Origin of the sequence: Kitasatospora sp. NPDC048296, from assembly GCF_043201815.1 — a bacterium.
GTDB lineage: Bacteria > Actinomycetota > Actinomycetes > Streptomycetales > Streptomycetaceae > Kitasatospora.
In genome coordinates this window covers 46,294-59,475 of the sequence record NZ_JBICZB010000004.1, presented here as the reverse complement: position 1 = coordinate 59,475, position 13,182 = coordinate 46,294, and the positions used below count along the sequence as shown (strand labels likewise).

The window sequence follows — 13,182 nt, the reverse complement described above, 5'->3', positions numbered from 1 at the left end:
GGCAAGAGAATTCGGACACCCGTAATCTTGGTCGCGTGTCCTCATACTCCCCCGCCGTGACCTCTCCCCCCGCTCCCGCCGTGAGCAGATCCGGCCGCTCGGGCCGTCCGCTGTTCCCGCGGACCTGGTGGACCGCCTTCATCGGGTTCTTCCTCCTGTGCGCGGGGTGGGCGCTCGCCGCGCCGTACGACGCGAGCCCGGACGAGGCCCAGCACATCATCCGCGCTGCCGGCGTCGCGCGCGGCGAGTTCGCGCCGAAGCCCGAGGCGGCGGGCGGCGGCACCGGGGCCTACCAGCACATCCCGGTCTCCCTGGTGCGGGACAACTGCTGGGCGTTCCACCCGGACAAGTCGGCGGCCTGCGCCAAGGCTCCCGGCGGGGACGAGCACGTGGAGAAGGTGGCGACCCGGGCCGGGCGCTACAACCCGGTCTTCTACGCGGTGGTCGGCTGGCCGCTGGCGCTCTGGCCGAACTGGCTGGGCGTCACGCTGGCCCGGCTGATCAGCGCCGGGCTGGTGTCCGCGCTGCTGGCCACCGCCGCGCACAGCATGGTCGCCTGGACCAGGCACCGCATCGCGGCCGCCGGTGTGCTCGCGGCGGTGACCCCGATCACCGCCCACCTGGCGGGCTCGGTCAACCCCAACGGTGTCGAGATCGCCGCAGGCCTGGCGCTGATCGCGGCGCTCATCCCGACCATGCTGGAACCGGAGCAGCCGCTGCGCCGGGCCGCGATGGTCCAGATCGGCATCGCGGGCTCGGTCCTGATGACGGTCCGTGCCCTCGGGCCGCTGTGGTGCGCGGCCATCATCGGCATCATGCTGGTCCCGGCCACGCGCGAACGGCTGCGCGGCCTGCTGCGCTTCCGGCCGACCTGGTGGGCCGCCGCCGCACTGTTCGTCACGGGCGCGGCGGGCGCCCTGTGGACCGTGGTGATGAAGGCCAGCGAGATGGCGCCGGTCAACGTGCCGCCGCAGCTGACCATGGCCCAGGGGTTGCGGCACGAAGTGGTCGTGCGCTGGCCCAACTACTTCACCGAGATGATCGGTGTGCCCTCGTGGCTGGACACCTACCTTCCGGGCACCGCCTACATCCTCTGGTACCTGGTGATGGGCGCGCTGATCCTGCCGGCCGTCGCGTTCGGCCGGTGGAGCGACCGCTGGCGGATGTTCCTCTTCTTCATCGTGCCGTTCGGCGTGATATCGCTCTCCGACGCGATCGGGGCGCACAAGTACGGCTTCGGCGGCCAGGGCCGCTACCTGCTGCCGGTCGCGGTCGGCGTGCCGCTGCTGGCGGCCTACCTGATCGGCCGCCGTGGCGTGCTGGACCATGACCACTCCGCCCGGCTGGTCCGCACGATCACGCTGGTGGTGCTGCCGCTCCAGCTGGCCTTCCTGGGGTACACGATGATCCGCTGGCAGGCCGGGGTCGGCTCCTCGCTCGAGTACACCCCGCTCAACCCGCTGTCCGGCACCTGGCACCCGCCGGCGGGCTCGGCGACAGCACTGCTGACCGCCGTGGTCGGCTGCCTGGTGCTCGGGTACTGGGCCTGGAGCAGTACCGGCCGCCGGGCCGAGGCCGCGCAGGAACAGCGGCCCGCCGCGGTCAGCGCTTCCTGAAGACCCACACTTTGAGGAGGACGAACCGGGCCACGGTGGCGAGACCGTTCGCTGCCACGAGCCCGGTCACCTCCACCACCCGGGACGCGTGCGGCACCGCCACGTCGAGAAGCGCCAGGGCACCGCTGCTGAGGCCGAGCCCGATCAGGAAGGCCACCGCGCCCTGCAGCTGGTGGCGGACCACGCCCTGCGAGCCGACCACGCCGAAGGTGAACCGGCGGTTGGCCGCCGTGTTGGCCACCGCGCTGACCGCCAGCGCGATCAGGTTGGCCGCCTGCGGGTTGGTGAACCAGCGCGCGGCGACGAACAGCCCCAGGTAGAAGAGGGTGCTGAGGACGCCGATGACCAGGAAGGACGGCAGCTGCCGCCGGGTCTGCGGGGTGGGCTCCGCGGGCTCCTCGGTCAAGGTCACCGGCCGGGGCCCCGCTCGTCGTCCTCGGCCGAGTCGTACCCGACGAAGTAGGCCGGGCGGGCCTGCACCGCCGAGTAGATCCGGCCGACGTACTCCCCCAGCAGTCCGACGCAGATCAGCTGCACGCCGCCGAGGAACAGCATCCCGATGAACAGCGAGGACCAGCCGGGCACGGTCGACCCGAGCGCGTACGCGACGGTGGCGTGGATCGCGAGCCCGATGCAGACCACGAAGCTCACCAGGCCGAGGTAGGTGGCCAGCCGCAGCGGGGCGGCGGAGAAGTTGGTGATGCTGTCCAGGGCGAGCCGCACCATCTTGGACAGCGGGTAATGGGTGCCGCCGGCCACCCGCTCCTCGCGGACGTAGACCACCTCGCCGCTGGGAAAACCGAGCCACGGCACCAGCAGCCGGTAGACCGGCTGGTGCTCGGGCAGCTGCTTGAGGGCGTCCACCGCCGCGCGGCTGAGCAGCCGGAAGTCGCCGGCCTGGTTGGGCATCCGCTTGCCGACCAGCTTGCGCATCAGCCAGTAGTACCCGCCGGCCGTGCGGCGTTTGAAGGCGGTGTCGGTGCCGCGGTCACCGCGCACGCCGTAGACGACGTCGAGGTTCTGCCGGCGTGCCAGGTCGAGCATCTCCGGGATCTTCTCCGGCGGGTCCTGCAGGTCGGCGTCGATGCTCACCACGTAGTCACCGAGGGCCCGGTGGATGCCCGCGGTGAGCGCGGCCTGGTGCCCGGAGTTGCGGGCGAAGCGGACGATGCGGAACTCCGGCCAGTCCTGCCGGATCTTCTGCATGAGGACGGGCGTGGCGTCCCGACTGCCGTCGTCGACGCCCACGACCTCGTAGTCGACCCCCAGCCCGTCCAGGATCGGACGCAGCCGCTGGACGGTCAGCGGGAGCGCCTCCTGCTCGTTGTAGATCGGCATCACGACCGACAGCAGCGGTGCCGTAGACATGCGTTGGGTCCCACTTTCCGCGACGGCGGGGCTGGATGGTGAGCCGACCATAACAGTCAGCCATGAGCTGTCCGTGAGAGGAAGGGTGCGCAGGTGAGCGCAGGGTGAGACGCCGAAGGGCCCCACGCACACGTAGTGCGCGGGACCCTTCGGACTAGCCTGACGAGGCAGGCAGGTCAGAGCATCAATTACTTGATGATCTTGGTGACCTGGCCGGCGCCGACGGTGCGGCCACCCTCACGGATGGCGAACTTCAGGCCCTCCTCCATGGCGATCGGCTGGATCAGCGCGACGGTCATGGCGGTGTTGTCGCCCGGCATGACCATCTCGGTGCCCTCGGGGAGGGTCACGACGCCGGTCACGTCCGTGGTACGGAAGTAGAACTGCGGGCGGTAGTTGTTGAAGAACGGGGTGTGACGGCCACCCTCGTCCTTCGACAGGATGTAGGACTGGGCCTCGAAGTCGGTGTGCGGGGTAACCGAACCCGGCTTGATGATGACCTGGCCGCGCTCGACGTCCTCGCGCTTGATGCCACGGAGCAGCAGACCGACGTTCTCACCGGCCTGACCCTCGTCGAGCAGCTTGCGGAACATCTCGATGCCGGTGACCGTGGTGGTGGTCTTGGTCTCCTTGATGCCGATGATGTCGACAGTCTCGTTGACCTTGAGGATGCCACGCTCGATACGACCGGTGACGACGGTGCCACGACCGGTGATCGTGAAGACGTCCTCGATCGGCATCAGGAACGGCTGGTCCACGGCGCGGGCCGGGGTCGGGATGCTCTCGTCGACCGCGTGCATGAGGCCGAGGAGCTTCTCGCCCCACTCCTTGTCGCCCTCCAGCGCCTTCAGCGCGGAGACGCGGACGACCGGCAGGTCGTCGCCCGGGAACTCGTACTCGGAGAGCAGCTCACGGACCTCGAGCTCGACGAGCTCCAGGATCTCCTCGTCGTCCACCATGTCGGCCTTGTTCAGGGCGACGACGATGTAGGGGACGCCGACCTGGCGGGCCAGGAGGACGTGCTCCTTGGTCTGCGGCATCGGGCCGTCGGTGGCGGCGACGACGAGGATCGCACCGTCCATCTGGGCCGCACCGGTGATCATGTTCTTGATGTAGTCCGCGTGACCCGGGCAGTCGACGTGGGCGTAGTGACGCGCCTCGGTCTGGTACTCGACGTGCGCGATCGAGATGGTGATACCGCGCTGCCGCTCCTCCGGCGCCTTGTCGATCTGGTCGAACGGCGTGAAGGGGTTGATCTCCGGGTACGCGTCGTGCAGCACCTTGGTGATGGCCGCGGTAAGGGTCGTCTTACCGTGGTCGATGTGACCGATGGTGCCGATGTTGACGTGGGGCTTCGTCCGCTCGAACTTCGCCTTCGCCACTGCAGTCCTCCTGAGGACAGTTCCTGTACGCCGTGCTGACGTCAGTTGGTCTTGATCGGGCTGGGTCCGTGGTGCCGGAAGCACCTCGCACCGTCCCGCGGGGTGGGGGCCGGAGGCCCCGGGAGGATCCGTCAGGATCCTCCCGGGTCGCCTCCTAATAGCCTAAGGGGTCGGAATCATCCCGAATGTCGGACTGATTCTGAAGCCGGCAGTGCCGGACCTCACTCGCCCTTGGACTTGGCGATGATCTCCTCAGCCACGGCCTTGGGGACCTCGGCGTACGAGTCGAACTGCATCGAGTAGCTCGCGCGACCAGAGGTCTTGCTGCGCAGGTCACCGACGTAGCCGAACATCTCGGAGAGGGGCACCAGCGCCGTGACGACGCGGGCACCGTGACGCTCGTCCATGGACCGGATCTGGCCACGGCGAGAGTTGATGTCACCGATCACGTCGCCCATGTAGTCCTCGGGCGTGGTGACCTCGACGGCCATCATCGGCTCCAGGAGGACCGGCTTGGCCTTCCGGGCGCCTTCCTTGAAGGCCATCGAACCGGCGATCTTGAACGCGAGCTCGGAGGAGTCGACGTCGTGCGACTGGCCGTCGAGCAGGCTCACGCGGACACCCTGCAGCGGGTAGCCGGCGAGAACACCGAACTCCATGGCCTCCTGGCAGCCGGCGTCGACCGACGGGATGTACTCCCGCGGCACGCGGCCACCGGTGACCTTGTTGACGAACTCGTAGCCCTCGGCCTGCTCGAGCGGCTCGATCGCGATCTGCACCTTGGCGAACTGACCGGAACCACCGGTCTGCTTCTTGTGGGTGTAGTCGATGCGCTCGACGGCCTGACGGATCGTCTCGCGGTACGCGACCTGCGGCTTGCCGACGTTGGCCTCGACCTTGAACTCACGGCGCATACGGTCGACGAGCACCTCGAGGTGCAGCTCGCCCATACCCGCGATGATGGTCTGGCCGGTCTCCTCGTCCGTGTTGACCTGGAAGGACGGGTCCTCCTCGGCGAGACGCTGGATGGCGACACCCAGCTTCTCCTGGTCACCCTTGGACTTGGGCTCGATGGCGACGCGGATGACCGGGGCCGGGAAGTCCATGGACTCCAGGATGACCGGGTTCTTCTCGTCGGCCAGCGTCTCACCGGTGGTGGTCTGCTTCAGGCCCATGACGGCGACGATGTCGCCGGCGCCCACCGACTCGATCTCCTCACGCTTGTTCGCGTGCATGCGGTAGATCTTGCCGATGCGCTCCTTCTTGCCCTTCACGGCGTTCAGCACGGAGGTGCCGGACTCCAGGCGACCGGAGTAGATCCGGACGAAGGTGAGCTTGCCCAGGTGCGGGTCGGACATGATCTTGAACGCCAGCGCGGCCAGCGGCTCGTCGTCCGAAGCCTTACGGGAGATCTTGGTCTCCGGGTCGTTCGGCTTGGTGCCCTCGATGGACTCGATGTCCAGCGGCGACGGCAGGTACTTGACGACCGCGTCGAGCAGGGGCTGAACGCCCTTGTTCTTGAAGGCGGTACCGCAGAAGATCGGAGTGAAGTCCGAGTTCAGGGTGCCCTTGCGGATCGCGTCCTGCAGCAGCTCGACCGGGATCTCGGCCTCTTCGAGGGCGAGCTCCATGATCTCGTCGCTGACGTTCGAGACGGTGTCGATCAGCTGGGTGCGGTACTCGTCCGCCTGCTCCTGCAGCTCGGCCGGGATGTCGACGACGTCGTACATCTCGCCCTTGGCGGCCTCGGCGGACCAGACCAGAGCCTTCATGCGGACCAGGTCGACAACGCCCTGGAAGTCCGCCTCGGCACCGATCGGGAGCTGCATCACCAGCGGGGTGGCGCCGAGGCGCTCCACGATGGTGTCGACGCAGAAGAAGAAGTTCGCGCCCGTGCGGTCCAGCTTGTTGATGAAGCAGATGCGCGGGACGCCGTAGCGGTCAGCCTGCCGCCACACGGTCTCGGACTGGGGCTCGACACCGGCGACACCGTCGAACACCGTCACGGCACCGTCGAGGACGCGCAGCGAACGCTCCACCTCGACGGTGAAGTCGACGTGACCCGGGGTGTCGATGATGTTGATGGTGTTGTCGACGCCGTCGACGGTCCAGTGGCAGGTCGTCGCGGCCGACGTAATCGTGATGCCGCGCTCCTGCTCCTGCTCCATCCAGTCCATGGTGGCAGCGCCATCGTGGACCTCACCGATCTTGTACGACACACCGGTGTAGAACAGGATCCGCTCGGTGGTGGTGGTCTTGCCCGCGTCGATGTGCGCCATGATCCCGATGTTGCGGACCCTGGCGAGGTCAAGGGAGGTTGCAGCCATGGTGGCTCGTTCTCTCTCTGTCTAGTGACGGGGTACGGACTACCAGCGGTAGTGCGCGAAGGCCTTGTTGGACTCGGCCATCTTGTGGGTGTCCTCGCGACGCTTCACGGAAGCGCCCAGACCGTTGCTGGCGTCGAGGATCTCGTTCATCAGGCGCTCGGTCATGGTCTTCTCGCGACGAGCGCGGGAGTAACCGACCATCCAGCGCAGCGCCAGGGTGCTGGCGCGGCCCGGACGGACCTCGACCGGAACCTGGTAGGTCGCGCCACCGACACGGCGGGACTTGACCTCGAGGGCCGGCTTGACGTTCTCCAGCGCGCGCTTCAGCGCGACGACCGGGTCCGAGCCGGTCTTCTCGCGGACGCCCTCGAGGGCGCCGTACACGATCCGCTCGGCGGTGGAGCGCTTGCCGTGCAGCAGGATCTTGTTGACCAGCTGGGTGACGACCGGGGAGCCGTAGACCGGGTCGATGATGACCGGGCGCTTCGGGGCGGGGCCCTTACGAGGCATTCTTACTTCTCCTTCTTGGCGCCGTAGCGGCTGCGGGCCTGCTTGCGGTTCTTGACACCCTGGGTGTCGAGCGAACCGCGGATGATCTTGTAGCGGACACCAGGAAGGTCCTTCACACGACCACCGCGCACCAGCACGATGGAGTGCTCCTGCAGGTTGTGGCCCTCGCCCGGGATGTAAGCGGTGACCTCGATCCCGCTGGTGAGGCGCACACGGGCGACCTTGCGAAGCGCCGAGTTCGGCTTCTTCGGGGTGGTCGTGTACACACGCGTGCAGACCCCACGGCGCTGCGGGGAGCCCTTCAGCGCGGGAGTCTTGTTCTTCTCGACCTTGTCCTGCCGGCCCTTTCGGACCAGCTGCTGGATCGTAGGCACCGTTTCTCCGTTTTCTGTGTGCCAAGGCTTGGTGGAACTAACCTGCGGTGTTCCCTCGCACACGACCCCGTGGTCGACCCACGCGGTCGGGTGTGTTGGGCTATTCCGACACGGAATCCCATGAGCTGATGTACAGCGACGGCGCTCTACGCGCGGCGCGCTGGGAGGCGCTCCGGCTCGGCGCGGCGACCGGTGTGCATGCACGCACAAGGACCCGGGGACACCCCAGGCACAAGGTCAGAGCGTACCTAGCGCATGGGGCGCGGTCAAAACAAATGCAACGCCGCAGGTGGTGGGGTTCTCGCCGGAACCGGGGCGGGAACCGGTCCGGGGCGGAACTCCTTACCACAACCGAGCACCGCCCGCACTGCGAAACCCTACGCCTCCGAACGGGCCCCGGCGAGCCGGGCGCGGTCCTCCGCGACGCTGTTCCAGGGCCCGTCGGACAACGGCGGCAGGGCCCGCCCACGGTGGTCCGACACCGCGGTGAGCAGACCCGTCGCGAGCGCCGCCACCGAGTACACCGCGACCCAGATCGGCCAGCCGCCGGGCGGCCCCCAGGCGGCCGGGCTGATCAGCAGCGCACCGTCGGTGCCGACCGCGTTGCGGCGCAGCGCCCAGACGAAGGCGACGACGTTGACCAGGGCGAGCGAGAAGCCGGAGAGCACCAGCAGCCGTCGCCAGGCGAAACCGCCCCACGGCAGTCGCTCGTGGCAGAGCGCGGCGCACATGATCGGCAGCCCGACGGCGAACGGCAGCAGGTAGCGGCCCTGCCAGATCATGCCCAGCTGGCGCGCCTGCACGGCCTGGGCCGCTATCGGTATCACCACGATCCCGGCCATCACCCCCACGATGGCCAGGACGTCCCGGAACCGGGCGTAGCACAGCGCGAACAGCGCCAGGGCGATCACCACGGCGCACCAGACCAGCAGCGTCGCGGCCGGCGCCTGCGCGTCCAACCAGCCGAAGTAGCCGATCATTTGCTTCATGTACAGCAGGCCGTTGTCGAAGGTTTTCCGGCCCGCGACCAGCGGGGTGAGGTTGCTCGGGGTGTCGATGACCGAGTTGTCCGGGTGACTCGACGACCAGGCGAGCGCCGACCCGGCCGCCGCCACCGCCAGCAGGCCCCAGAGCCAGGTCGACCGTCGCCGCAACACCTCGCGCAGTGCGCCCTTCCGCCCCAGCAGCAGCCCGAAGAAGAGGGCCCCGGCGAACCAGACCAGCCCCAGCGGCCGGATGCAGATCAGCACCACCGCGCCGGCACCCAGCCGGGCCAGCCGACGGGTCAGCAGGTGCGGGTCCGGGTTCATCAGCATCGGCAGCCCGGCGCTCCAGACCAGGATGCCCGCGGCGATCTCCGGGCCGCTCGGGTTGACCACACCGAACATGAAGAGCGCCATCGGAGTGGCCGCAGTGACCACGCCGAGCAGGGTGAAGGACCGCCGCCGCCACTCCGCCGCCGAGACCACCGCGCTCGCCACCAGGGCGGAGCAGATCAGCGCCGACATCAGGCGCATCAGGTAGAAGGCCGTCTCGCCGTGGACGAACAGGCTGGGCCAGCCCACGGCGAAGTAGTACGCCGGGTGGTAGCGGCCCGCCGCCGTGGTCACCAGGGTCGTCCCGGGCGTCTCCTTGAGCGCCGGGGCGCACTTGGCCGACTTCCAGGGCTTGAAGACGTAACAGGTGTTGACGTCCTTCAGGTCCTGGTAGATGTGCGGCAGCTGGACACCGGTCTCGGCGAACTTCCCCTCGATGGAGGCGACCACGTGCGGGACCATCACCTCCCGGCCCTCGACCTGGCCGCGGGCAACCGCCGCCGCCCGGATGACGTGTGCGTGCTCGTCCGGTGAAGCGCCGATCGGCGTGGCGATCGACCAGGACGCGCTCAACACGAAGAAGATCGCGAAAGCGACGGCCCACAGCCGTCTCGGTGAGGCGACGAGCCGGTCGGCGAGGCTCTTGACGGCAGTGTTCATCATCTGGATCCGGGGCCCTCGGGTCAGTTCGGCGTCACGCGGGAACTGGTATCGACGAGGAGACCGTACCGAACCGGAGCAGCGGAGCGGACGGCACTCCGGCGACGGCGACGTACCGGGCGATGACCCTCCGCAGCCCCGGACACCGGTGGCATGCAGCGCATTGGCAAAGCCGACGGCCCGCGGATGCCCGGCCCGCGAGCGGCTCCCAGTGCGACGAAGATCACCACGCCGGAGCGGCCTCCGGTGTCCTGGCCCTCGGTCGGAACGGGCGGCGCTCCGCGAGCGGAGGACGGCGAGCGACGGACAGCGGGCGAGCTACGCGGCCGCGCCCAGCAGGATCATCAGGGCCCAGAAGGCCGTGCCCAGGTAGCCGAGGACCAGCCCGAGGACGGCCGCCCCGTCCCCGTTCATGTTGCGCTCCCGGATCTGCGCCCGGGCGATGTGGCCGGCGACCACCGCGCCCACCGCCGGCAGCGCCATGAAGCCGGTCAGGCCGCAGACCACGGAGACCACTGCCAGCACGTTGGTGGGGCGGACCTGCGGCACGGGAGGCGGCAGGAAGGTCGCCGGGACCGGCTGCGCGGCCTGGAGCGGCGGCGCCACCATCGGCCCGGCCGGCAGGTCGGCCACCAGCGCGGCCAGCTCGCCGTAGGTGCGCGCCAGGGCGGCCGCCTCGTGGCGCTGCTCGTACTCCTCGGCGGAGAGCCGGCCCTCGGCGAAGCCAGCCTTCAGCACGTCCACCGTCCGGTCCCGGTCCGCGTGGCTCGCCCTCATCACCGCCTGCGGGGAGGGCGCGGGCTGCCAGCCCGGCACCGCGGGCCGATGGCCGTGCGGATGCACGGGACGGGACTCGCCCCACGGTTGAACGGACATCCGCCACCTCCCGGCAACGCGGCACCCCCGCGCGTGCTCACTGTTCCTCATAGTGCAGGACGAACGGTGGAGCTGAGTAGTTGCCAAATCGGCCCGCCCGCCGCGGCGACGCGGTTTCCGGGCGGCGCGCCTCACCCGTTCGGCGGACACGCTCAGGGGATGCTCAAAGCCGACGACAGTCCGTTCGGGCAGTGACAGGCTGGGGCCCCGGACAACCGTTCAGCCACCCGCACACGAGTAGAGACAGAAGGCCGCCATGCAGGCGTCAGTACCGTCGCCCTCCGGGCACCCCGGACCGGGCACCCCGTCCGCCGTCAGTATCCAGGGACTGTGGAAGCACTTCGGCAGCCAGGCCGCCGTGGCCGGGCTCAGCCTCGAACTGCCCGCCGGCGCCTTCATCGGCCTGGTCGGGCCGAACGGCGCGGGCAAGACCACCACGCTGTCCATGGTCACCGGCCTGCTCCGGCCCGACCAGGGCACCGTGCTGGTGCACGGCGCCGACGTGTGGGCCGACCCGGTCACGGTCAAGGCCCGGATCGGCATCCTGCCCGAGGGCCTGCGGATGTTCGAGCGGCTCAGCGGACGCGAACTGCTCCAGTACACCGGCCGGCTGCGCGGCCTGCCCGGCGCCGAGGTGGACCGCCGCGCCGAGGAGCTGCTGACCGTCCTGGACCTCGGCCGGGACGCCGACAAGCTGGTCGCCGACTACTCCACCGGCATGCGCAAGAAGATCGGGCTGGCCGCCGCGCTGTTGCACAACCCCGACGTGCTGTTCCTCGACGAGCCCTTCGAGGGCGTCGACCCGGTCTCCGCCCAGACCATCCGCGGCGTGCTCAAGCGGTACGCGGCGGCGGGCTCCACGGTGGTCTTCTCCAGCCATGTGATGGAACTGGTCGAGCAGCTCTGCGACTGGGTCGCGGTGGTCAACGCCGGCCGGGTGATCGCCCACGGCCCGCTGGACGCCGTCCGCGGCGAGCGCGGCCTGCACGCGGCCTTCCTCGACCTGATCGGCGTCCGCGAGGACGACGGCCAGGCGCTCGGCTGGCTCGGCGGCGGACACGCCGGGAGCGAGCGGCTCGGCGGCGAGCGGCTCGGCGGCGAGCGGCTCGGCGGTGGGCAGTGACCGCGGCCTCCGTGCCCGACGGGCGGACGGTGGTCCGCGCCCTGGTGGCGCTCAAGCTGCGGCTACTGCGCAACGGGCTGCGCCGCAGCCCCGGCCGTACCACCGTGTACCTGATCGGCGGCGTCGTCGGGCTGGCCTTCGCGGGCGGTATCGCCTTCGCGCTGGCGATGCTCAACGGGCGCTACGCCGGCTCCGCGAACGCCGGCGTGGTGCTGCTCGGCGTGCTCACCCTGGGCTGGGCCGCGCTGCCGCTGTTCCTGTTCTCCAGCGACGAGAGCTCCGACCCGACCCGGCTCACCATGCTGCCGCTGCGGCCCGGACCGCTGCTGCGCGGCTCGCTGCTGGCCGCGCTGATCGGGCCCGGTCCGCTGATCAGCCTGGTGCTGGTGACCGGCGCGGCGCTGTCCGGCGCCGAGGGGGGTGCCTCGGCCGCGGCCGCGGTGGTCGGGGTGCCGCTCGCGGTGCTCTGCCTGGTCACGCTCTCCCGGGCGGTCGCGGCCGGCAACGCCCGGATGCTGTCCAGCCGGCGCGGCAAGGACTTCGCGATCTTCGGCGGGCTGGCCTTCGCGCTGCTGGTCCAGGCCGCCAACGTCGGCTCGCAGAGCATCTTCGGCCGCCGGGGCGGGCCGATCGACCTCAGCCCGCTGAAGCCGATCGCCTCGGTGCTGCGCTGGATCCCGCCGATCAGCGCGGCCGACGCCACCCACACCGCCGGCCAGGGCCGGTACGCGCCGGCGCTGCTGCAGCTGGCCGCGGCCGGGGCTCTGCTGGCCCTGCTGCTGCGCTGGTGGCAAAGCAGCCTGCAGGAGCTGATGGTCACCGCCGACTCCTCCACCCTGGAGGTGGCCCGCGGGGTGCAGGCGTCGCGCGGCTGGCGCTTCCTGCCCCGGGGCCGGACCGGCGCGGTGATGCAGCGCCACCTGCGGTACGCCTGGCGTGAGCCACGGGCCAAGGCGGCGCTGTTCACCAGCATCGGGATGACACTGGTGATCTGTGTGCTGTCGGTGGTCCAGGGCTGGTCCAGCGTCTACCTGCTGGCGATGACCGGGACCTTCCTCGGGCTGCAGATGCTCAACCTGTTCGGCATGGACGGCTCGGCGTTCTGGATGGTCGCCGCCACCCTGCGCACCCCGGCCGACGCCCGGGACGAGCTGCGCGGCCGGGCGTACGCGGTGCTGTCGTACGCCGTGCCGGTCGCGGCGGTGCTCGGGCTGGTGCTGGCCGCCGTCACCGGCGACTGGGCCGGGCTGCCCTCCGCACTCGGCCTCGCGCTGGCGATGCTCGGCTGCGGCGTCGCGCTCGGCTCGGTGTTCAGCGTGCTCGCGCCGTACACCATGCCGGCCGACAGCAACCCGATGCGCAACGCGGCCCCCGGGCAGGGCGGGCTGATCCTGCTCAACCAGTTCGGCTCGATGTTCGGCGTCGCGCTGCTCGCCCTGCCGGTCGGCGGCTACCTGCTCTGGGCGCTGACCTCGGACGGGCCGACCTGGCCGGTGCTGCTGGTCGGCCCGCTCTACGGCGGCCTGATCGCCACCCTGGGCATCCGGCTGGCGGCCGCCCGGCTGCTGGAGCGCACCCCGGAGATCCTGGCCAAGGCGATCGAGCGCTGAGGCCGGACAGGCTCCGGGTA

At 70.1% G+C, this 13,182-nt stretch carries 11 protein-coding genes; 3 read left to right on the top strand and 8 right to left on the bottom strand.

Annotated elements, in window-relative coordinates; all coding sequences use genetic code 11:
- Positions 1-80: 80 nt before the first annotated feature.
- On the top strand, positions 81-1,616 hold the full coding sequence (locus ACGF12_RS04400) for a DUF2142 domain-containing protein (RefSeq protein WP_393025337.1): 1,536 nt from the start codon (positions 81-83) through the stop codon (positions 1,614-1,616).
- Here ACGF12_RS04400 and ACGF12_RS04395 read toward each other — a convergent pair.
- The 8 genes from ACGF12_RS04395 to ACGF12_RS04360 all read right to left on the bottom strand — a co-directional run bounded on the left by ACGF12_RS04395 (position 1,603) and on the right by ACGF12_RS04360 (position 10,429).
- Positions 1,603-2,028: a GtrA family protein gene (locus ACGF12_RS04395; protein WP_393025334.1), complete on the bottom strand. Its 426-nt coding sequence runs from the start codon at positions 2,026-2,028 to the stop codon at positions 1,603-1,605. The two genes, ACGF12_RS04400 and ACGF12_RS04395, sit on opposite strands and share 14 nt — an antisense overlap.
- Positions 2,025-2,984, bottom strand: a complete 960-nt coding sequence (locus ACGF12_RS04390; protein ID WP_393025331.1) for a glycosyltransferase family 2 protein — start codon at positions 2,982-2,984, stop codon at positions 2,025-2,027. The genes ACGF12_RS04395 and ACGF12_RS04390 overlap by 4 nt, the downstream gene beginning before the upstream one ends.
- 188 nt (positions 2,985-3,172) lie before the next feature.
- Positions 3,173-4,366, bottom strand: a complete 1,194-nt coding sequence (tuf, locus tag ACGF12_RS04385; RefSeq protein ID WP_031063092.1) for an elongation factor Tu — start codon at positions 4,364-4,366, stop codon at positions 3,173-3,175.
- Positions 4,367-4,587: 221 nt separating this feature from the next.
- Entirely contained in the window at positions 4,588-6,693 is a 2,106-nt protein-coding gene (gene fusA / locus ACGF12_RS04380) for an elongation factor G (protein WP_393025327.1), read from the bottom strand.
- Between the two features lie 39 nt (positions 6,694-6,732).
- Positions 6,733-7,203 carry a 30S ribosomal protein S7 gene (rpsG, locus tag ACGF12_RS04375; protein WP_148644378.1) on the bottom strand — a complete coding sequence of 157 codons (471 nt, stop codon included), beginning with the start codon at positions 7,201-7,203 and terminating at the stop codon, positions 6,733-6,735.
- Between the two features lie 2 nt (positions 7,204-7,205).
- Positions 7,206-7,577 (bottom strand): 30S ribosomal protein S12, encoded by a 372-nt coding sequence (gene rpsL, locus ACGF12_RS04370; protein ID WP_014144289.1) that lies wholly within the window; start codon positions 7,575-7,577, stop codon positions 7,206-7,208.
- 377 nt (positions 7,578-7,954) lie between these two features.
- On the bottom strand, positions 7,955-9,553 hold the full coding sequence (locus ACGF12_RS04365; protein WP_393025324.1) for a DUF2142 domain-containing protein: 1,599 nt from the start codon (positions 9,551-9,553) through the stop codon (positions 7,955-7,957).
- Positions 9,554-9,871: 318 nt separating this feature from the next.
- The gene (locus tag ACGF12_RS04360) at positions 9,872-10,429 is read right to left on the bottom strand and encodes a DUF1707 and DUF4190 domain-containing protein (RefSeq protein ID WP_393025321.1); all 558 of its coding nucleotides are present in this window, start codon (positions 10,427-10,429) and stop codon (positions 9,872-9,874) included.
- Between the two features lie 256 nt (positions 10,430-10,685).
- Here ACGF12_RS04360 and ACGF12_RS04355 point away from each other — a divergent pair, with 256 nt between their 5' ends.
- Together ACGF12_RS04355 and ACGF12_RS04350 are read left to right on the top strand one after the other, a co-directional pair.
- The gene (locus tag ACGF12_RS04355) at positions 10,686-11,552 is read left to right on the top strand and encodes an ABC transporter ATP-binding protein (RefSeq protein ID WP_393025318.1); all 867 of its coding nucleotides are present in this window, start codon (positions 10,686-10,688) and stop codon (positions 11,550-11,552) included.
- A complete protein-coding gene (locus ACGF12_RS04350; protein ID WP_393025315.1) occupies positions 11,549-13,162 on the top strand; it encodes a transporter in 1,614 nt (537 codons plus the stop codon). Before ACGF12_RS04355 ends, ACGF12_RS04350 begins: the two co-directional genes overlap by 4 nt.
- The last annotated feature ends 20 nt before the right edge of the window (positions 13,163-13,182 follow it).